This is a genomic window from Daeguia caeni, from assembly GCF_042653845.1.
GTDB classification, from domain to species: Bacteria; Pseudomonadota; Alphaproteobacteria; order Rhizobiales; family Rhizobiaceae; genus Brucella; species Brucella caeni.
In genome coordinates this window covers 24,945-45,326 of the sequence record NZ_JBHSEL010000120.1, presented here as the reverse complement: position 1 = coordinate 45,326, position 20,382 = coordinate 24,945, and the positions used below count along the sequence as shown (strand labels likewise).

The window sequence follows — 20,382 nt, the reverse complement described above, 5'->3', positions numbered from 1 at the left end:
GTTCCGGGAAAAGGTCTGGCATGCAGGCATCGATCAGACCCCGTCTGGCAGAATGTCCTTCAGGCGCAACAGGGCGATGCGCTCCACCTGCGCCTGGGCTGTTTCGAATTCCGTCTCGGCATCATTGTCGAGACGGCGCCTGAAAATGTTGAGGATTTCTGTGCTGTTGCGGCCACGCACGGCAATGATGAACGGAAAGCCGAATTTCTCGACATAGGCTTCGTTCAGCTTGGTAAAGGCGCTTTTCTGTTCATCGGTCAGCGCATCAAGCCCGGCGGACGCTTGTTCGGCGGTTGATTCGGGCGTGAGCCGTCTGGCTGCGGCAAGTTTTCCGGCAAGATCAGGATGGGCGCGCAACACGCCAAGCCGCTCTGCGCGCGACGCAGCACGGAAAACCCTGGTCATTGCCTGCGCCAGACCGGATGCCGTATCCTGCTGTTCTGTCAGGCCGGCATCATAGGCGCGCTCGGCAATCCAGGGGGAGTGTTCAAAGATACCGCCATAACGGGCGACAAACTCTGCCTTGCTGGCGCGTGAGGGTACGACATCGGCCTTGCGCGGCTTGTGATGTTCATGCCAGTGGCGGGCAATGTCGATGCGCTTGGCAATCCACACCTTGTCATGGGAGAGCACATAATCAAGGAAACGCTCCAGTGCGGCAGCACGCCCCGGCCGCCCGACGAGACGGCAATGCAGGCCCACCGACATCATCTTTGGCGCGCCCTCCGCCCCTTCGCGATAAAGCACATCGAATGTGTCCTTGAGATAGGAGAAAAACTGGTCTCCTGAATTGAAGCCCTGTGCGGTGGCAAAACGCATGTCATTGGCATCGAGCGTATAGGGCACGATCAGATGCGGCCCCTTCGGCCCCTCGACCCAATAGGGCAGTTCGTCGGCATAGGAATCGGCCGAATAGACAAAACCACCTTCCTCCATCACCAGTTTCAGCGTGTTGATGGATGGCTTGCCCTGATAAATGCCAAGCGGGCGCGATCCGGTGATTTCAGTGTGCAGCCGCACTGCCTCGCTTATATGTTCGCGCTCAATCTCTTCAGGAACGTCCTTGTATTCCCACCAGCGAAGCCCGTGGCTGGCAATTTCCCAGTCAGCCTCCTTCATGGCGGCGACCGCTTCGGGGTTGCGCGCCATGGCAAGGGTCACGCCATAGACCGTAACCGGCATGTTGCGTCGCGTGAACATGCGCCACAGCCGCCAGAAGCCTGACCGCGCGCCATATTCATAGATCGATTCCATGTTGAGATTGCGCTGGCCGGGCCAGGGCTGGGCCCCTACGATTTCCGACAGCAGGCATTCAGAAGCCGGGTCGCCATCCAGAATGCAAGCTTCGCCGCCTTCCTCATAATTGATGACGAATTGCACCGCGATATTGGCCCCGCCCGGCCAGTTCGGATCTGGCGTATTACGGCCATAACCGATGAGATTGCGCGGATAAGACATGCGCTCTCCCTCCCCCAAAGTGCAGCCAGTTATCATTTTATATAAATTGCCACCAAATACATAGTCGCACCATTATCTGGCAGCATCACACCCTCATAGCGCATGTATCGCAGGGTGGCTTCCATGAAATATTTGAAAGAGCTCCAATATTTCGGGGCTTTTCTCGCGGCTGCATTCGGGAAATACTCCCGGCTGGGGAGAATTCCGAGCTTTTGGTCGGGATATGCAGCAGGGAGGAGAATGCATGAGGCAAGGCCTCAGGAGCAGGATTCAGTTTCTGTTGAATGATGAACTGGTTGAGCTGGACAAGGTTCAGCCGGGCGACAGCCTGCTTGATTATCTGCGCCTGTCACGCCGTCTGCGCGGTACCAAGGAAGGCTGTGCCGAGGGTGATTGCGGTGCCTGCACCGTGCTGGTGGGCAAGCTTTGCGGCGATGAACTGGTTTATGAAAGCGTCAATGCCTGCATCCGTTTTGTCGGATCGCTCGATGGTTGCCATGTCGTGACGATCGAGCATCTGAAAGGGGCAGATGGCGGCCTGCATCCGGTGCAGGCGGCCATGGTGGACCTTCACGGCTCGCAATGTGGTTTTTGTACACCGGGCTTTGTCATGTCGCTTTACGGGCTGTGGATGCGCGACCCGAAGCCTTCCGATGCAGCCATTGAAAAGGCCTTGCAGGGCAATCTTTGCCGGTGCACCGGCTATGAAGCCATCATGCGCGCTGCACGCGCCATATCCGATTATGGCAACCGGGCCGGTGATCCACTTCTTGCCGAGCGCGAGACCGTGCGGCAAAGGCTTCTCAAGCTGCGCGATGGCGCACGCGTTGAAATCGGCACGGGCAAGGATCGCCTGATCATTCCGGCAAGCCTTGATGACTTTGCCGACCTGCTCATGGCTGAGCCAAAGGCCACCATTGTCGCCGGCTCCACCGATGTGGGGCTGTGGGTGACAAAAATGATGCGCGATATTGCGCCGGCCATTTTCATCGGTCAGATCGAGGCATTGCGCACCATCCGTCTCGAGGGCAATGCCTTGCGCATCGGTGCAGGCGTGACCTATACGCAAGCCTTTGAAAAGATTAAACAACATATTCCACGACTGGCCGGCCTCATCAACCGCATTGGCGGTGAGCAGGTGCGCAATATGGGAACGATCGGCGGCAATATTGCCAATGGTTCGCCCATTGGTGACATGCCGCCACCCCTGATTGCGCTTGGCGCAACGCTGACATTGCGCAAGGGGGCTGAGCGGCGCAGCATGGCCTTGCAGGATTATTTTCTCGCCTATGGCAAACAGGATCGCCAGCCAGGTGAGTTCGTTGAATATATTGATGTGCCGCTGCCAAAGGCAGATGATCATTTTGCCGTCTACAAGGTCTCCAAGCGCTGGGACGAGGACATCACCGCCGTGCTTGGTGCGTTCAATCTCACACTGGATGGCAATGGCCATGTCGCGTCCATTCGCATTGCCTATGGCGGCATGGCTGCAACGCCAAAACGGGCAATGGCGGTTGAGGCAGTCTTGTTGGGCAAGCCGTGGAATGAGGCGACCATTGAGGCGGCAGTTGCAGCCTATGCGCAGGATTATCAGCCGTTGAGCGATATGCGCGCTTCGGCGGCCTATCGCCTGCTTGTGGCGCAGAACCTGTTGCGCCGTTTCTTTGCCGAGACAACCGGCGAGGCGCAGACAGGCATTGTGCGCGCGGCAGTGGCGTGAGGAGGTGCTGATGCATAAATCTGTCATCACCAGTGGCGCGCGCGGCAATGCCCGCATTCGCGGCGGTGTTGCCACAAGCCAGAAACATGATTCCGCCCACAAGCATGTCACGGGCACGGCCAGTTATATTGACGACATGCCGGAGCCGGAAGGCACGCTGCATTTAGGCGTGGGCTTTGCAACCGTGGCGCATGGCATCATCAAGTCGCTGGATTTGTCGGCCGTGCGCACTGCCCCCGGCGTGGTTGATGTGCTGACCTGGAAGGATGTGCCGGGGGAAAATGACATCTCACCCTCCGGCATGCACGATGATCCTATCTTTGCAGTCGACAGGGTACAGTTTCATGGTCAGCCGGTTTTTGCCGTTGTTGCCAAAACTCGCGATCAGGCGCGGCGTGCGGCACGGCTGGCAAAGATCGAATATGAGGAACTGCCGGGCATTTTCTCGATCGACAATCTCGATCCCGCAACGGCAAGACAGGTCACCACACCGCTGACGCTGAAACGTGGCGATGCCCGTGCGGCGATTGATGCCGCGCCGCGCCGCCTCAAGGGCCGGGTGAAGATTGGCGGTCAGGATCATTTCTATCTCGAAGGCCAGGTCTCGCTCGCAATCCCCGGCGAGGATGATGATATTCTCATCTATTGTTCCACGCAGGGGCCAAGCGAAACCCAGCATCTCATTGCCCATGTGTTGGGTGTGCCAAGCCATGCGGTGACGGTGGAAGTGCGCCGTATGGGCGGCGGTTTTGGCGGCAAGGAAACGCAGGCCAATCAATGGGCGGCCATGGCTGCAATTGCGGCAAAAAAGCAGAAACGGGCAGTCAAAATACGGCTGGACCGTGACGAAGACATGACATCAACAGGGAAAAGACATGACTTCATCGTCGATTACGAAGTCGGCTTTGACGATGAGGGCCATATTCTGGGTGTCGATTTTCTCTATGTGCTGAATGCCGGTTTTTCAGCTGATTTGTCTGGCCCGGTTGGTGACCGTGCGCTTTTCCATTGCGACAATGCCTATTTCTATCCTGCTGTACAGGCGAGATCCGCGCCGCTTTATACCAATACGGTGTCCAATACGGCTTTCCGTGGCTTTGGCGGCCCGCAGGGTATGGTTGGTGCAGAGCGGGTGATTGAGGAAGTGGCCTTTGCCACCGGCAAGGATCCGCTCGAAATCCGCAAGCTTAATTTCTATGACCCGATGGGGACGGATAACGGACGCAACATCACGCCCTATCACCAGAAGGTCGAAGACTGCATCATTCAGCGCATTGTTGCAGAACTGGAACAAAGCGCCAATTATGCCGCAAGGCGGGCGGAAATCCGGGCATTCAATGCAAAAAGCCGCTATGTCAAACGTGGCATTGCGCTGACACCGGTAAAATTCGGCATTTCCTTCACCAAGACAGAATCCAATCAGGCCGGCGCGCTGGTGCATGTCTATGGCGATGGTTCGGTACATCTGAATCATGGCGGAACGGAAATGGGGCAGGGGCTGCACATGAAGGTGGCGCAGGTCGTGGCCGAGGAATTCCAGATCGACATAGACTGCATCAAGATCACCGCAACCACCACCGGCAAGGTGCCCAATACCTCGCCGACGGCTGCCTCGTCCGGGGCTGACCTCAACGGCATGGCCGCACAGGATGCCGCGCGCCAGATCAAAAGGCGGCTGATCCGCTTTGCAGCGGAACAGTATCAGGTACCGGAAGACCAGATTGTCTTTTTGCCGAACCGAGTGCGTGTGGATAATCAGGAAATCAGTTTTGGTGAGCTGGTCAAACAGGCCTATATCGGCCGTGTGCAATTGTCGGCGGCAGGATTTTACAAGACGCCGAAGATCCATTGGGATCGCTCTAAGGGCCGCGGTCACGCATTCTATTATTTCGCCTATGGTGCGGCCTGCGCGGAAGTTTCCGTCGATGTGCTCACTGGCGAATATCAGGTGGAGCGGGCCGATATTCTGCATGATGCCGGACGGTCGCTCAATCCGGCCATTGATCTTGGACAGGTCGAGGGCGGTTTCGTGCAGGGCATGGGCTGGCTGACGACGGAAGAACTGGTCTGGGACGACAAGGGCAGGCTGCGCACCCATGCACCGTCTACCTACAAGATCCCGCTTGCCTCTGACCGGCCAAAAATCTTCAACGTGGCGCTGACCGACTGGTCGGAAGCCTATGAGCCGACGATCCACCGCTCGAAAGCCGTGGGTGAGCCGCCTTTTCCACTGGCAATCTCGGTTCTGCATGCGCTGTCGGATGCCGTTGCCAGCGTGGCGGATTACAGGATCTGCCCGCGTCTGGATGCGCCGGCAACGCCGGAGCGCGTGCTGATGGTGATGGAACGGCTACGCCGGCAGCGGGGTTGAACCATGCCGCTTGCTGGCGATGATATTCAGGCCTTTCTGCGACAGCATCCCCAGTCGGTGCTGGTCGAGGTTGTGGCGGTTCAGGGCTCTGCCCCCCGCGATGTCGGCACATGGATGCTGGTTGCGCGCGACAGGATCTTTCGCACCATTGGCGGCGGCCAGCTTGAATTTCTGGCGATTGACCATGCGCGCACAATGCTTGCCGGCGAAGTGGCGGGCGAAATGACCATTCTACTGGGCCCGGAAATCGGCCAGTGCTGTGGCGGCAAGGTGCGCCTGCAATTCAGCCATGTCGATGCGGAGAAAGCCGCGGCTTTGGCCGCGCGGATTGAACGTGAAATTGCAGCGCGTCCATGTGTTTATGTGTTTGGCGCCGGACATGTCGGCAATGCGCTGGCGAAGGCGCTGTCCCTGACGCCCATGCGCACCATACTGGTCGATACGCGCGAAGCAGAACTTGCGGCAGCAGAAATCGATGGCATCGATAAACATCATGTCGCCATGCCGGAAAATGTGGTGCGCCATGCGCCTGCCAACAGTAGCTTCATCGTGCTGACGCATGATCATGCGCTGGATTTTCTGATTGCCGCCGAAGCCTTGCGGCGAGGTGACGCGGCTTATGTCGGCATGATCGGTTCAAAGACCAAACGCGCAACCTTCAGACACTGGCTGCAACGCGAAATGGGGCTGGAACTGCCCGAGCATTTTGCCTGCCCCGTGGGAAGCGCGGTGGTGAAGGATAAACGGCCGGAGATCATTGCCGCTCTGGCCACGGCGGAGATCATCTCTGCGGTGTGCCGTTTTCAGTAAAAGCGGTGTCAGCCTGTCATTTTGAATCAAAACACTTTTCCATTCCGGTACGGGCTTGGCGGATGTCTGGCGATGGTTGGTTTCACCGGAATTTTCCGGGAGGGAAGACACCTGCAATTTGCCGTAAACCGTGCCGTGCTGATAAGAGATGAGCGGGAAAGAAGTCTTGTCCCTGACCGGAACGGCAAGCAGGCCGGTCGCCTGATCGGCTGGTTGTCCTTTTCCGGCACGATCGAGGAATAGGTGATGCGATAAAGCTTCACGTCATTGGTGGCTGGTGTGTAATCGACCTTGATGTCGAAAAATTCCGGCGCAGCCCCGGTTAGGATCGAATTGAGCTTGTCGCCATCCCATTCATCAATCAGCTCGTAGGAAACATCATCGGCGACGGTCGTTTCAGCGCGTGCATTGGACAGCAATGTCAATCCCGCCATGCCGAGAAGAAAACGGATGAATGCTCATCGTGCGGCTAATGGCATGATCACATAGCCCTCTGTGAAATCATTGAATTCACTTCCAATTTAAGCAACGCGCATCCGGATGAAAAGCTGCATTCCGGCTACGCGGCAAGGATGTCGCGGATCATTTTCTGGCAGCGCTCGGCCATGAAATCGATGATGAGACGCACCTTTGGATCCTGCAGCCGCTTGTGCGGATAAAGGGCGGCAAGCTGGATCGGCTCTGGCGGGAAGTCCTGCAGGATCGGCACAAGGCGTCCCTGTCTGATGAATTCCTGCACCTCGAAGCGCGGCTTGTTGATGATGCCGCGGCCAGCCAGCGCCCATTCGGTCAGCACATCGCCATCGTCGGAATCAAACGGGCCGCTCACCTCGATCTTGCGCGGGCCGTCGGGGGTCTGCAGCATCCAGTAATAGTCCTTGGAGCCGGGAAAGCGCAGCAGCAGGCAATCATGCTTGTCGCTGATCAGATCATCCGGCGTTTCCGGCACGCCGCGTCGGGCAAGATAGTCCGGTGCGGCACAGATCACGCGCTCACAGGTCATGATGCCGCGCATGTGAAGATTGGAATTTTCCAGTATTCCCAGTTTGAAGGCGACATCAACGCCTTCGTTGAGAATGTCGATCTCATGGTCTGACAGGCGCAGCCGCACCTCGATATCGGGATATTGATCGTGAAATTCCGGAATACCGGAAGCGATCATGCGCCGGCCAAGCCCCAGAGGGGCGGTGATGCGCAAGGATCCGCGTGGGCTTTTGGAAAGTTCAGCCACTGCCGCTTCTGCTTCGTCCACGGCTTCAAGTATTTTCAACGCCCCATTGTAGAATACGCGCCCATGCTCGGTCGGGATAAGTTTGCGTGTGGTGCGATTGAACAGGCGCACGCCAAGATGTTTTTCCAGTTCCTTGATCCGGTTGCTCGCAACAGCAGGTGAAGCGCGCTGGTCTCGGCCAGCCGCCGACAAATTCCCAAGTTCGACAACGCGCACGAATACACGCAGATTATCGAGATATGACATGCAGGCAGCCCATTATTGTTAAGCTTTTTTTGAAACTGATCGTTGTGAAGCCAAGTTTATTCTTGCCTGAAGGTTTGGCACATATTGAGGGAGTGGACAATGGGGAGGGAAAATGACGAATAAATGGGGAGGAGGCGCTGATGTATGACTTGGCCGTGGCTTGGGACTGGCTGGGCTTTGCAGCGCGATGGCTGCATGTTGTGACCGCAATCGCGTGGATCGGGTCGTCATTCTATTTCATAGCGCTCGATCTTGGTCTGCGTCAGCGTAACGGTCTTCCTGCCGGTGTTCATGGTGAAGAATGGCAGGTGCATGGCGGTGGCTTTTATCACATCCAGAAATATCTGGTCGCACCACCCGAAATGCCGGATCATCTGACCTGGTTCAAATGGGAATCCTATGCCACCTGGCTGTCTGGCTTTGCGTTGCTTTGCATCGTCTATTATGCTGGCGCTGATCTTTATCTGATCGACCCCAATGTGCTCGATATTTCGCGCCCGGTCGCCATCCTCATTTCCATTGCCTCGCTTGCCTTTGGCTGGCTTGTCTATAATGCGATCTGCAATCTCATGCTGGGCAAGAGCGACACGTTGCTGATGGTGCTGCTCTATTGCGTGCTGGTCGCGGTTGCCTGGGGCTATACGCATCTGTTCACCGGCCGCGCGGCATTCCTGCATCTTGGCGCCTTCACTGCGACAATCATGTCGGCCAATGTGTTCATGATCATCATTCCCAATCAGAAGATCGTGGTGGCCGACCTCATTGCTGGCCGCAAGCCTGATCCGAAATATGGCAAGATCGCCAAGCAGCGCTCGACGCATAACAATTATCTGACACTGCCGGTTCTGTTCCTGATGTTGTCAAACCATTATCCTCTGGCCTTTGGCACGGAGTATAATTGGGTCATTGCATCGCTGGTGTTCCTGATGGGCGTTACCATCCGCCACTGGTTCAATACGCGCCATGCCCGCAAGGGCAATCCGACCTGGACATGGCTTGTCACTGTTCTTCTCTTCATCATCATCATGTGGCTTTCGACCGTACCGAAAGTGCTGACGGGGGAGGCTGACGACACGAGGATTTCCGCCTTGCAACAAAGCTTCATCGCCAATCCACATTTCGACAAGGTGCGCGATACGGTGCTTGGGCGCTGCGCCATGTGCCATGCCGCAGAACCGGGCTGGGAGGGCATCATCGTGCCGCCCAAGGGTGTAGAGCTTGACACTGATCGCGCTATTGCGTCCCATGCGCGCGAGATCTATCTGCAGGCTGGGCGTTCCCATGCCATGCCGCCGGCCAATGTCACCGGCGTGACGGAGGAAGAACGCAGGCTGCTTGCCGCATGGTATGAATCCGCAATTGCATCGAACAGTTCAGAGAGCAAGGCGCAATGAAAAAGCTTCTTATCCGTGGTCGTGTTTTGTCATTCAGGGACGAACCTGCAAGCGCGGATGACCATGAAGCTTATTGCTATTATGAAGACGGCGCGGTGCTGGTTGAGGGCGGCCTGATCAGACAGTCTGGCGCTTATGCGGATGTCGTGGCGGCGGCTGGAAGTGATTTTGAAACGGTGGATCATCGCCCGCATCTGATCATGCCGGGTTTCATTGATACGCATATCCATTATCCGCAGACTCAAGTGGTCGCCTCCTATGCCGCCAATCTCCTGGAATGGCTCAATACCTATACCTTTGTCGCTGAACAGAAATTTGCCGATGAACAGCATGCGCAGTTCATTACGGAACGCTTTCTGGACGAGCTGATTCGCCACGGCACCACCACGGCGGTGGCCTATTGTTCGGTGCATCCGCAAAGTGCGGATGCCTATTTCCGTGCGTCGCAGTATCGCGGCATGCGCATGTTGGGCGGCAAGGTGATGATGGATCGCAATGCCCCGCCAGCGCTCTGCGATACGGCACAGTCTGGCTATGACGACAGCAAGGCGCTGATTGCGCGCTGGCATGGCGTGGACAGGCTCGAATATGTGATCACGCCGCGCTTTGCCATCACCTCAACGCCTGCCCAGATGGAGGCAAGCGGTGCGCTTGCGGCAGAATTTCCTGATATGTGCATCCAGACACATCTGTCGGAAAATCACGACGAAATCGCCTTTACCAAACAGCTTTATCCGGATGCGCCGGATTATCTCGGCATTTATGAACATTATGGCCTGCTTGGAAACAGAACCCTGCTTGGCCATTCCATTCACCTGGAGGCGCGCGAAGTGGCGGTCATGGCGGAAACAGGCGCAATTGCGGTTTTCTGTCCGACCTCGAATCTTTTCCTCGGCTCCGGCCTGTTTGACCGCGACCGGCTGAAGGCGAACGGCGTGCGCATGGCGGTGGCGACCGATATTGGCGGCGGCACCAGTTTTTCCATGCTGCGCACGTTGGATGAGGGCTACAAGGTGCTGCAATTGCGCGGCCAGCGCATGAACCCGTTCCAGTCTTTCTACATGATGACGCTAGGCAATGCCCGCGCCCTGTCGCTGGAAGACAGGATCGGCACGCTGGAGGCGGGCACGGAGGCGGATCTTGTCGTGCTGGATTCATGCGCCACGGCGCCGATGCGGCTTAGAATGGCGGCGGGCGCCACACTTGAGCAGGAGCTTTTCCTGCTGCAAACCATGGGTGATGACCGCGCCATTGTCGAAACCTATATTGCCGGCAAGCCGATGAAGAAGGCGCTTGCGTAAAACGGCGTTCCAGCCATAACCTCGGTATGGATGGAAATATGCGGATGGATTCATGGCCTTCATCACTGAGCCCAAGCGCTTTCTCGTGAGCCTGTTCGAGGCGGCGGTGAAGGCGGCTGATCCGGAACTAGTGATCCGCAATCATTTGCCGGAACGACCAAAGGGACGCACTATCGTCATTGGTGCAGGCAAAGGCTCGGCGCAGATGGCGGCAGCCTTTGAAAAAGCCTGGGATGGTCCGCTCGAAGGCGTGGTGGTGACACGTTACGGTTATGGCACGCCGTGCCAGCGTATTGAGATCATCGAAGCTGCTCATCCCGTGCCGGATGAGGCGGGGCTTGTGGCTTCCAGACGACTGTTTGATGCCGTCTCCAATCTTACCGAAGATGATCTGGTGGTGGCGCTCATTTCCGGCGGCGGCTCGGCACTTTTGCCTGCGCCGCCAGAAGGCATGACGCTGGCGGATGAGATTGCGGTCAACCGCGCCTTGCTTGCCTCTGGTGCGCCGATTTCGGCCATGAATGCGCTGCGCAAACATTTGTCGACCATCAAGGGCGGACGCCTTGCCAAGGCTGCTTTCCCAGCGCGGGTATTTTCTCTGATTGTATCCGATATTCCGGGGGATGATCCGGCTTTTGTCGCCTCTGGTCCGACAGTGCCTGATAAGACCAGCAGGCAGGAGGCGCTGGATATTATCGCACGTTACCGGCTTGATCTGCCGGAAGCAGCACTGGCGCATATCAGAAGCGAAAGGGCTGATGCGCCAAGGCCTGATGAGGCCTGCTTTGCCCGCAATGAAGTGCGCGTGATTGCTTCGGCCGCCGTTTCGCTGGAAGCTGCAGTAAGAGAAGCGCAGCGACAGGGGGTTGAGGCAGTCATTCTGTCGGATGCGATTGAGGGGGAGGCGCGCGAGGTGGCGCATGTTCATGCGGCAATCGCGCGTGAAGTTGCCACGCGCAACCGCCCTTTCCGCAAGCCGGTGGTGATTCTGTCTGGCGGCGAGACCACGGTAACGCTCAAAGGCAAAGGCAGGGGAGGGCGCAACAGCGAATTCCTTTTGTCCTTTGCGCTCGATATTGATGGCCTGCACGGCATTCACGCATTGGCGGCAGATACCGATGGCATTGACGGCTCGCAAGACAATGCGGGTGCCTTTGCCGATGGGGCAACGCGGCTGCGGCTGCGGCAGGCCGGGCTAGATGGCGCAGCCCTCCTTGCCAAGAACGATGCCTGGACGGCCTTTCATGTTCTTGATGATCTGTTCGTGCCCGGGCCAACCGGAACAAACGTCAATGATTTCAGGGCCATACTGGTCCAGGATGAAAGCGGGTCAGGGCACGGCCTTTAAGCGGTACTCCATCGGTTGCGGCTGAAATACAGGTAAAAACAGGAAGATGGCACGTCCGGATGAATCAGTTTGCGAACATGTGCCAGGGCAATTCAGATTTTCATGGAAACGCTGCTTGCCCTAACATGTTGTTTTTGCAGTTGCGGACGGAAAACCGTGCCCACTTTCCTGGAGTTGCTCTAGTTTTCCGGCGTTTTGTTATATTGATTCACCGTATCCTCTTCCGGTGACTCTATAACATTATCATCATCATCGATCAGAATGCGGTTGGCCGCGCCATCGAGATCGTCATACTGGCCGGTCTTGAGCGTCCACAGAAAGGCGAACAGCCCCAGCGCGCCGAGAAACAGCGCGATGGGAATGAGCAGCAGAAGACCCGTCATTTATGCGCTCCCTGCAGGCGCGTGGAAGCAACCTTCGAGCCGCTTTCAGCGCGCTTTTCGGGCTTGCCTGCCTTGAGGCGCAGGGCATTGCAGATCACGATGACCGAGGACAGCGACATGGAAAGGGCAGCCACCAGCGGCGTGACATAGCCCAGAACCGCAATCGGAACGGCAATGAAATTATAGCCGATGGACAACATGAAATTCTGCCGGATGAGCTTGCCGGCTTCCTTCGAGACGGCCAATGTCAATGGCACGGCCGAAAGGCTTTCGCGCAGGAACACGAAGTCGGCGGCATTGCGGCCAATATCGGCAGCCGTTGCCGGTGCCATCGAGACATAAGCCGCAACAAGGGCCGGCGCATCATTGAGCCCATCGCCAACCATCAGCACCTTATGGCCATCCTCGCCAAGTTTTCTGACGATTGCAGCCTTGTCGGCAGGCAGAACCTCGGCACGGTATTTTTCCACGCCAAGATGGTCGGCGAGCTTTTTCACCGCACCATTGCGGTCGCCCGAAATAATGCCAAGGTCGATACCATCGCGCTTCAGCGCGGCAAGAGCCGCTGCCGCATCATCACGCGGACGATCCTCAAAGCGGAAGGTTTCAACCAGTTTGCCATCGATGGAAAGGCAGGTTTCCGGGCCGGAAGGGGCTTCGGTCTGCGTTTCGCCACAGGCCCAGTCGCGTTTGCCCAGACGATAAACCGTGCCATCAAGCTCTGCCTCGATGCCGGATCCCGGAATTTCCTCGATACGGTCAAAGGCGGTGATCGGGCCGGCATGCGTGAGAACGGCCAGGGCGCGCGACAGCGGATGGCGCGAATAAAGCGACAGTTCAGCCGCGATTTCCAGATATTTGTGGTTGATTTCCGGCAGATTGGCAAGCCAAGGCTGACCGAGGGTGAGGGTTCCCGTCTTGTCGAACACGGCCATGTCGATTTCGGCCATGCGCTCCATTGCCGAGCCGTCCTTGATCATGATGCCATTTTCAAACAGGCGGCGTGCTGCGACCACCTGCACGATCGGCACGGCAAGGCCTAGCGCGCATGGGCAGGTGATGATCAGTGTCGCAATGGCGATATAAAGCGAGCGGTACCAGTCGCCGCCGGTATAGACCATCCAGCCGCAGAAGGCGAGGAAGGCGGTCAGATGCACGACGGGCGAATAAAGCTGCGAGGCGCGGTCGGCAAGACGGCGATAGCGTGCGCGTCCGCCTTCGGCCACATCCATCAGCCGTACCATTTCGGCAAGGAAGGAATCTTTGGCTGTAGCCGTGGCGCGGATGGTAAGTGGTGCTGCAACATTGAGCGTTCCGGCGCGAATCTCGGAGCCAGGGCCAACCGGTACGGCATCGCTTTCGCCAGAGGCAATGGAGCAGTCGAGTTCGGAGCGGCCTTCCTCCACCCGTGCATCGACCGGAATACGTTCACCCACCGCCACGATGATGCGCATGTTCGGCCGGATCTCGTTGACGGGGATATAGTTGCGTTCGCCGTCATCATTGATGACAACCGCTCCGCGCGGGGCAAGCTGGGCAAGCCCGCGCACGGCAGACCGGGCGCGTTCACGCATCATATAGTCAAGCGTGCGTCCGATCAGCAGGAAGAACAACAGCGAAACCGAGGCATCGAAATAGGCATGTTGGCCATGATGCATGGTTTCATAAAGGCTCATGAGGAAGGCAAGCGTGATGGCCAGCGCAATTGGCACGTCCATGTTCATGCGCCGCGAACGCAGCGCATTCCATGCCGACCGATAGAAAATGCGGCCTGAATAGACCATTGTCGGCAGGGCAATACAGGCGGAAATCCAGTGGAACAGGTCGCGCGTTGCAGAATCCGCCCCCGACCAGACCGAAACCGACAGGAGCATCACATTGCTGGTAGCAAAACCGGCCACGCCAAGCGCAATCAGCAGGCGGGAAAAGGTTTCATCCTTTTCCTGCATCATGTCGAAAATATGCGCCGGATAGCCAAGCCTGCGCAAGGGCTCGATAATGTCGGGCGGTGTCTCGTTTTCCTTCCAGCGTACCGTGACACGGCGTGCTGTCAGGTTCACACGGACATAGGCTACGCCCGGAATCTTGCTTAAGGTGCTTTCTATTGTCTGGATGCAGGCGGCACAATGAACGGCCGGCACAGACAGATCCAGCTGGCGATAGCCATTGCCGAGCACACGGCTGGCGATCTGCATTTCGTCAGCCGAAATAGTTTGCGCGACTGTCGCAAGCTGTGCATTTTCAACACAACAGGTCAATGGATTTTCCCATTTCTGACGAGAACACGACTGATGCGGCGATAGGGTTCATTAAGGCCGGCATCAGCATTGATTTCCATGATCCAGCTGCCATCCGCGAGGTCGATCGACGTGCCAAGGATACCTTCACCGCGAACTTCCAGCACGGCCCTGGTGTCGTGCACGTCGCCGACCGGATGCTTGAATTCGACCGTGCCGCCATTGACGCGCACCGGCGCGCCCATCTTGTCCGTGATGGTATAGACGAAATCACCATTGTCGAGCGCGGCATTTACCTGCCAGCCGAGGGCTGCCTGCTGTTTGCCGGCCTCGGCCTTTTCATTGAATTCCTGACTTGCGACATAGGAATTCTCAACGACCAGCCCGCTCCAGCTATGGGCGGCAAAATAAGCCATGGTGAAATTGGCGATGATGATCGTGCCAAAGAAGGCAATCATCGTGCCCAGCATGTGCCAGCCGGTGAAGCCGCGGGATGTTTTTGTCTCAACAGCCATTATTTTTTCTCCGGGGCAAGGAAGGTTGCCTTGTAACGCGCATGTTCTGCACCGTTTTCATCACGCACTTCGAATACAAAGTCTGTACGCGCTTCGTTCAGGCTATTATGCGGCATGGTGACAAAAACACGAAGCGTTTTCAGCCGGTCCGGCTCAACCGCTACAACATGCCGCCCCTGAGCGTCCGGTTCCACGTCCTGGATGGTCAGCGATGCGCCGGGCAGGCCATCAAGCGACAGGATGAAATTGCGTGGTTCCGGGATCATGTTGAGGATCTTGACCGTATAGCCATCGCGGATGGAGCCATCCGACAGCAGCACATATTGCGGATTGCGGTCATGCAGAACATTCAGGCCAATGCGGTCACGCAAGGTCAGCGAGATGATCAGGCTAAGGCCAATGGCGGCCCAGATGGTGAAATAGAACAGGCTGCGCGGACGCAACACATGTTGCCAGCTCAGATGCTTGATCTTGTCGGACAGTTTGCCAGGCGCGTCATAGACACGCGCCGGATTGATCGGCTTCGTGCCATTGTCGGTGGCAAGCGCCATATTGGCATTGTAATCGGCCAAGGTTGCATAGGAGATCAGCCCGCGCGGCTTGCCGATCTTGTCCATGACGGCATTGCAGGCATCAATACACAGCGCACAGGTGATACATTCAAGCTGCTGGCCGTCGCGGATGTCGATGCCCATCGGGCAGGCCACGACGCAGGCATTGCAGTCAACGCAATCGCCGACAATCTCACCTGCCGCCTGCGCCTTTTTGGCATGGCGCGAGCGCGGCTCGCCGCGCCAGTCATTATAGGTGACAGTCAGTGAATCCTCGTCCAGCATCGCGGCCTGGATGCGCGGCCATGGGCACATATAGGTGCAGACCTGTTCACGCATCAGACCGCCGAAAATATAGGTGGTGGCGGTCAGAATGGCGATGGTCGCATAGGCGATGCTTGCGGCCTGTCCGGTCAGGACGTCGTGCAGCAGGGTGGGTGCATCGGCGAAATAGAAAATCCATGCGCCGCCGGTGAGCACACCTATCAGCAGCCAGATCGAATGCTTGGCTGTGCGTTTCCAGATCTTGTCAAAGGTCCAGGGCGCCTTGTCGAGCTTCATGCGGGCGTTGCGGTCGCCTTCGATCGCGCGCTCGATCACCAGAAACAGATCAACCCAGACCGTCTGCGGGCAGGCATAGCCGCACCATGCGCGGCCTGCCGCCGAAGTGATGAGAAACAGGCCAAGGCCCGCCATGATCAGCAGGCCAGCCACATAATAGAATTCCTGCGGCCAGATCTCGATGAAGAAGAAATAGAAGCGCCGGTTCGGCAGATCGACCAGAACCGCTTGGTCAGGCGCATAGGGGCCACGATCCCAACGAATCCAGGGCGTCAGATAATAGATCGCCAGCGTGACGAACATGATGATCCATTTGAAACGGCGGAATTCACCATAAACGCGCTTGGGGAAGATCTTTTCCCGCTTGGCATAGAGCGTCTGGCGGGTTTTGGCGGAATTGACCGCTTTGACCTCAACACGTTCGACTTCGTCTGACATTACGCAATTCCTTCAGAAGCATTTCCTGCAAAGGGGGCGTTTGCATCACGAAATGCCGCAAACAGGGTGTGCAGTGATCATTGATGGGAACAGATCATTGCGCCCTATTTTGAAAGTGGTGCGCATAGCCAGACTTGTAGCCCGTCATCTGGAATGCGCCTTGGTCGTTCAATGGCCAGCCCCCTCGGGAAGAGGGGGCTGGGATTTGTCATTCACCACCGCCGAGCGAATGGACGAAGATGGCCAGCTGCTTGACGGTCGTATCGCCAAGGCGATTTTCCCATGCAGGCATCACGCCATGTTTCGGATGGCTGACCTGACGGATGATGGCGTCTTCATCATTGCCATAGAGCCAGATTGCATCGGTGAGGTTTGGTGCACCGAATTCACGGTTGCCCTTGGCATCCTCGCCATGGCAGACAGCGCAGTTGTCCACGAAGACCTGCCGGCCAGCTTCGACCAGCGACGGATCGCGCGGCTTGCCGGTGAGGCTTACGACATAGGCGGCAACTTCACGAATCTGCTGTGGCTCCAGAACATCGGCAAAAGCCGGCATCTGGGATTCGCGGGTTTCGCTGTCGTCAGGCGAGCGGACGCCGTGACGGATCGTCTGCAGGATGTCGTCAAGCGAACCGCCCCACAGCCAGTCGTCGTCGTTCAGGTTCGGATAGCCGGGAGCGCCCTGCGCACCCGAACCATGACACTGCACGCAGTTGACGCGGAATGCAGCCGCACCACCGGCAATCGCAAACTGGCGAAGATTTTCGTCTGCTGCGATTTCGTGAATGTCCTTGGCCTTGATCTGGTCAAGGATCGACTGACGTTCAGCCGTAACGCGGTTAACTTCCTGCCAGAATACTCCGCGGCTCGACCATTCACGCACGCCGCTGCTCGATGTGGTGATCAGGGGCAGGGATGGATAAAGGATCGCATAGATGATGGCGAAAACGATCGTTCCATAGAACGTCCAGAGCCACCAACGCGGCATGGGATTGTCAAGTTCCTTGATCCCGTCCCATTCATGGCCAGTCGTCGAAACGCCGCTGACTTTGTCAATTTCCTTTTGTGTCATTGTCGTCATCCTTGAACGGAATCGTTTTTATCTCGTCGGCCTTCTTCTTGCTGCCCGGTCGGAAGACATAGAGGACGACGAGGATAAAGAAGATCGTCATCCCAAGGAGTCCCCAGCTGTCGGCGAAATGACGCATGGTTTCGTAGTCCATATGCGCACCCCTCCTAACGGGCGTTTGGCGATTGATCGTAAGTCGAGAAGTCTACGAGAGTTCCAAGTACCTGCAGGTAGGCGATCAGGGCATCCATTTCGGTGATCTGATTTGGATTGCCGTCAAAATCGCCAGTCTTGGCCTTCGGATAACGTGACAGAAGGCCGGCAGTGTCAGCATCTGGCGTTGCCTGCGTCTTCAGGTCGTCCAGCGCATTGTCAATCATATCCTGCGTATAAGGCACGCCGACCAGGACATTGGTCTTTATGTCCTCGGCAATGGTCTTGGCATTCAATGGACGGTCCAGCAGGAAGCCATATTGCGGCATGATCGATTCCGGCACCACGTCACGTGGGCGGATCAGGTGCTGCACGTGCCATTCATTGGAGTAGCGGCCGCCAACGCGGGCAAGGTCAGGCCCTGTACGCTTGGACCCCCATTGGAATGGATGATCATACATCGATTCCGCAGCCAGGCTGTAATGGCCGTAACGTTCAACTTCGTCGCGGAACGGACGGATCATCTGGCTGTGGCAGACATAGCATCCTTCGCGGATGTAGATGTTACGCCCCGCCAGTTCCAGCGGGGAGTAAGGGCGTACACCTTCGACCTTTTCGATCGTGTTTTCCAGATAGAAAAGCGGTGCGATTTCAACAATGCCGCCTACCATGACCACTGCCAGCGAGCAGATGAGCAGCAGGGTGGCATTCTTTTCAAGAATTGAGTGTTTGCTCAGAAACGACATGTGTTCAATCCTTATTCCGCAGGCTGTACTGCCGGGCGATCTACAGTGAGATCAATTGGCTCGGCGCCGGGGATGGGAGCTTCATCGCGAAGCCGCCCACGAATGGTCTGATAGACGTTCCAGGCCATGAGAATGCCACCGCTCAGATAGAACAGGCCACCAACGGCACGGATGACATAGTATGGGAACATGGCAGCGACGGTTTCCGCGAAGGTGTATACGAGGAAGCCTTGGCTATCATATTCACGCCACATCAGGCCCTGCTGGATACCGGCCACCCACATCGAAGCTGCATAGAGCACGATGCCAAGGGTCGCCAGCCAGAAATGCCAGTTGACCATGCGGATGGAGTAGAGACGCTTACGGTTCCACAGGCGCGGCGCAAGATAGTAGACCGCACCGAAGGTGATCATGCCGTTCCAGCCAAGTGCGCCGGAATGAACGTGACCAATGGTCCAGTCGGTATAGTGCGACAGCGAGTTGACCGTCTTGATCGACATCAGCGGGCCTTCGAAGGTCGCCATGCCATAGAAGGCAATAGCGGCCACCATCATGCGGATGATCGGGTCGGTGCGGATCTTGTCCCATGCGCCGGACAGCGTCATCAGACCGTTGATCATGCCCCCCCAGGACGGCATCCACAGCATGACCGAGAAAACCATGCCGAGCGTCTGCGCCCAGTCAGGCAGGGCGGTGTAATGCAGATGGTGCGGGCCAGCCCAGATATAGAGGAAGATCAGCGACCAGAAGTGGATGATCGACAGACGGTAGGAGTAAACCGGACGGTTGGCCTGTTTTGGCACGAAATAGTACATCATGCCGAGGAAGGACGTGGTGAGGAAGAAGCCCACCGCATTATGTCCGTACCACCATTGGGTCAGGGCATCCTGGACGCCGGCAAAGGCCGAATAGCTCTTGGTGCCGAGGAAGGAGACCGGGATCGCAAGATTGTTGACGATGTGCAACATTGCGATCGTGATGATGAAGGCGAGGAAGAACCAGTTTGCCACATAGATATGTGGTTCCTTGCGCTTCAGGATCGTACCGAGGAAGACGGCCAGATAGGCGACCCAGACGATGGTGAGCCAGAGGTCAACATACCATTCCGGTTCCGCATATTCACGGCTCTGGGTGATGCCAAGCAGATAGCCGGTCGCTGCCATGATGATGAACAGCTGATAGCCCCAGAACACGAACCAGGCGAGATCGCCGCCAAACAGGCGCGCACGGCAGGTACGCTGAACGACATAGAAGGAGGTCGAAATCAGTGCCGTACCGCCAAAGGCGAAAATAACGGCAGACGTGTGCAGCGGACGAACGCGGCCAAAATTCAGATAAGGCTCAAAATTAAGGTCCGGGAATGCGAGCTGCAGCGCGATCACGACGCCGACCAGGAACCCGACGACGCCCCAGAAGACGGTAGCGATCACGCCATAGCGGGTCGGGCCATCCATATAGGTGGACTGATCAGCTTTCTTTGCGCTACCGCTGTAATCGCTGTTGCGCATCAGAAGAATGGTGAAAATGGCTAGGACGGCAAAAAGAATCCACATATGGGTTCTAAATAGCGCGTCATGTGAAAATCCAGCCAGAAGCATTGCAAACAATGCTCCCAGACCGGATATGACGGTTCCAGCGGCGTAGTTCATAAAACCCCTCGCAGCACATGAAAAGCTGCTCCACGATGGAACAGCGTAGTGATAATTTTGCTATCCGCGCTCTACCTGCGCATGTCATTGATTAGGATCAAACCTGATCCTGCCCAATTCCATGCAGGCAAACTCCTTGCGATGAGTGGCAAAAAAGGCACGCTCATCACCCGGTTGTGCAGACGTGAATTCAAAAGCAAG

At 57.0% G+C, this 20,382-nt stretch carries 17 protein-coding genes; 6 read left to right on the top strand and 11 right to left on the bottom strand.

Annotation, left to right across the window (positions count from 1 at the left end; all coding sequences use genetic code 11):
- Positions 1–33: 33 nt before the first annotated feature.
- Positions 34–1,458 (bottom strand): allantoinase PuuE, encoded by a 1,425-nt coding sequence (puuE, locus tag ACFO1V_RS12665; protein ID WP_374833171.1) that lies wholly within the window; start codon positions 1,456–1,458, stop codon positions 34–36.
- A gap of 244 nt (positions 1,459–1,702) precedes the next feature.
- Between puuE and xdhA the strand changes: the two genes are divergently transcribed.
- From xdhA to xdhC, 3 genes are read left to right on the top strand one after another with little or no spacing between them, the layout of a single operon-like run.
- A complete protein-coding gene (gene xdhA, locus ACFO1V_RS12660) occupies positions 1,703–3,178 on the top strand; it encodes a xanthine dehydrogenase small subunit (protein WP_374833169.1) in 1,476 nt (491 codons plus the stop codon).
- Between the two features lie 10 nt (positions 3,179–3,188).
- Positions 3,189–5,549: a xanthine dehydrogenase molybdopterin binding subunit gene (gene xdhB / locus ACFO1V_RS12655; protein WP_374833167.1), complete on the top strand. Its 2,361-nt coding sequence runs from the start codon at positions 3,189–3,191 to the stop codon at positions 5,547–5,549.
- A 3-nt stretch (positions 5,550–5,552) separates the two neighbouring features.
- Positions 5,553–6,359, top strand: coding sequence for a xanthine dehydrogenase accessory protein XdhC (gene xdhC, locus ACFO1V_RS12650; protein ID WP_374833165.1), 807 nt, complete (start codon positions 5,553–5,555; stop codon positions 6,357–6,359).
- A 26-nt stretch (positions 6,360–6,385) separates the two neighbouring features.
- On the opposite strand, the gene ACFO1V_RS12645 is transcribed toward xdhC, so the two are convergent.
- Both ACFO1V_RS12645 and ACFO1V_RS12640 read right to left on the bottom strand, forming a co-directional pair.
- Positions 6,386–6,784, bottom strand: a complete 399-nt coding sequence (locus ACFO1V_RS12645) for a hypothetical protein (RefSeq protein WP_374833163.1) — start codon at positions 6,782–6,784, stop codon at positions 6,386–6,388.
- Positions 6,785–6,918: 134 nt separating this feature from the next.
- Entirely contained in the window at positions 6,919–7,836 is a 918-nt protein-coding gene (locus ACFO1V_RS12640) for a LysR family transcriptional regulator (RefSeq protein WP_374833161.1), read from the bottom strand.
- A 140-nt stretch (positions 7,837–7,976) separates the two neighbouring features.
- On the opposite strand from ACFO1V_RS12640, the gene ACFO1V_RS12635 reads away from it, so the two are divergent.
- Genes ACFO1V_RS12635 through ACFO1V_RS12625 form a run of 3 tightly spaced genes read left to right on the top strand, consistent with a single transcriptional unit; the run spans position 7,977 to position 11,879 of the window.
- Positions 7,977–9,230: a urate hydroxylase PuuD gene (locus ACFO1V_RS12635; protein WP_374833159.1), complete on the top strand. Its 1,254-nt coding sequence runs from the start codon at positions 7,977–7,979 to the stop codon at positions 9,228–9,230.
- Positions 9,227–10,531 carry a guanine deaminase gene (guaD, locus tag ACFO1V_RS12630; protein ID WP_374833157.1) on the top strand — a complete coding sequence of 435 codons (1,305 nt, stop codon included), beginning with the start codon at positions 9,227–9,229 and terminating at the stop codon, positions 10,529–10,531. The genes ACFO1V_RS12635 and guaD overlap by 4 nt, the downstream gene beginning before the upstream one ends.
- A 52-nt stretch (positions 10,532–10,583) precedes the next feature.
- Entirely contained in the window at positions 10,584–11,879 is a 1,296-nt protein-coding gene (locus tag ACFO1V_RS12625; protein ID WP_374833155.1) for a glycerate kinase type-2 family protein, read from the top strand.
- 179 nt (positions 11,880–12,058) lie between these two features.
- Here the strand turns inward: ACFO1V_RS12625 and ccoS are convergent, their stop codons facing one another.
- The 8 genes from ccoS to ccoN form a co-directional block, all read right to left on the bottom strand.
- Positions 12,059–12,262, bottom strand: a complete 204-nt coding sequence (gene ccoS / locus ACFO1V_RS12620; protein ID WP_374833153.1) for a cbb3-type cytochrome oxidase assembly protein CcoS — start codon at positions 12,260–12,262, stop codon at positions 12,059–12,061.
- Positions 12,259–14,520 carry a cation-translocating P-type ATPase gene (locus ACFO1V_RS12615; protein WP_374833151.1) on the bottom strand — a complete coding sequence of 754 codons (2,262 nt, stop codon included), beginning with the start codon at positions 14,518–14,520 and terminating at the stop codon, positions 12,259–12,261. The genes ccoS and ACFO1V_RS12615 overlap by 4 nt, the downstream gene beginning before the upstream one ends.
- A complete protein-coding gene (locus ACFO1V_RS12610; protein ID WP_374833149.1) occupies positions 14,517–15,014 on the bottom strand; it encodes a FixH family protein in 498 nt (165 codons plus the stop codon). Before ACFO1V_RS12610 ends, ACFO1V_RS12615 begins: the two co-directional genes overlap by 4 nt.
- A complete protein-coding gene (gene ccoG / locus ACFO1V_RS12605) occupies positions 15,014–16,564 on the bottom strand; it encodes a cytochrome c oxidase accessory protein CcoG (protein WP_374833147.1) in 1,551 nt (516 codons plus the stop codon). The genes ACFO1V_RS12610 and ccoG overlap by 1 nt, the downstream gene beginning before the upstream one ends.
- Positions 16,565–16,772: 208 nt before the next feature.
- Entirely contained in the window at positions 16,773–17,636 is an 864-nt protein-coding gene (gene ccoP, locus ACFO1V_RS12600) for a cytochrome-c oxidase, cbb3-type subunit III (protein ID WP_374833145.1), read from the bottom strand.
- Positions 17,617–17,787, bottom strand: coding sequence for a cbb3-type cytochrome oxidase subunit 3 (locus ACFO1V_RS12595; protein ID WP_374833143.1), 171 nt, complete (start codon positions 17,785–17,787; stop codon positions 17,617–17,619). The genes ccoP and ACFO1V_RS12595 overlap by 20 nt, the downstream gene beginning before the upstream one ends.
- A gap of 13 nt (positions 17,788–17,800) precedes the next feature.
- Positions 17,801–18,532: a cytochrome-c oxidase, cbb3-type subunit II gene (gene ccoO / locus ACFO1V_RS12590; protein ID WP_374833141.1), complete on the bottom strand. Its 732-nt coding sequence runs from the start codon at positions 18,530–18,532 to the stop codon at positions 17,801–17,803.
- An 11-nt stretch (positions 18,533–18,543) separates the two neighbouring features.
- On the bottom strand, positions 18,544–20,181 hold the full coding sequence (gene ccoN / locus ACFO1V_RS12585) for a cytochrome-c oxidase, cbb3-type subunit I (RefSeq protein WP_374833139.1): 1,638 nt from the start codon (positions 20,179–20,181) through the stop codon (positions 18,544–18,546).
- Between the last annotated feature and the right edge of the window lie 201 nt (positions 20,182–20,382).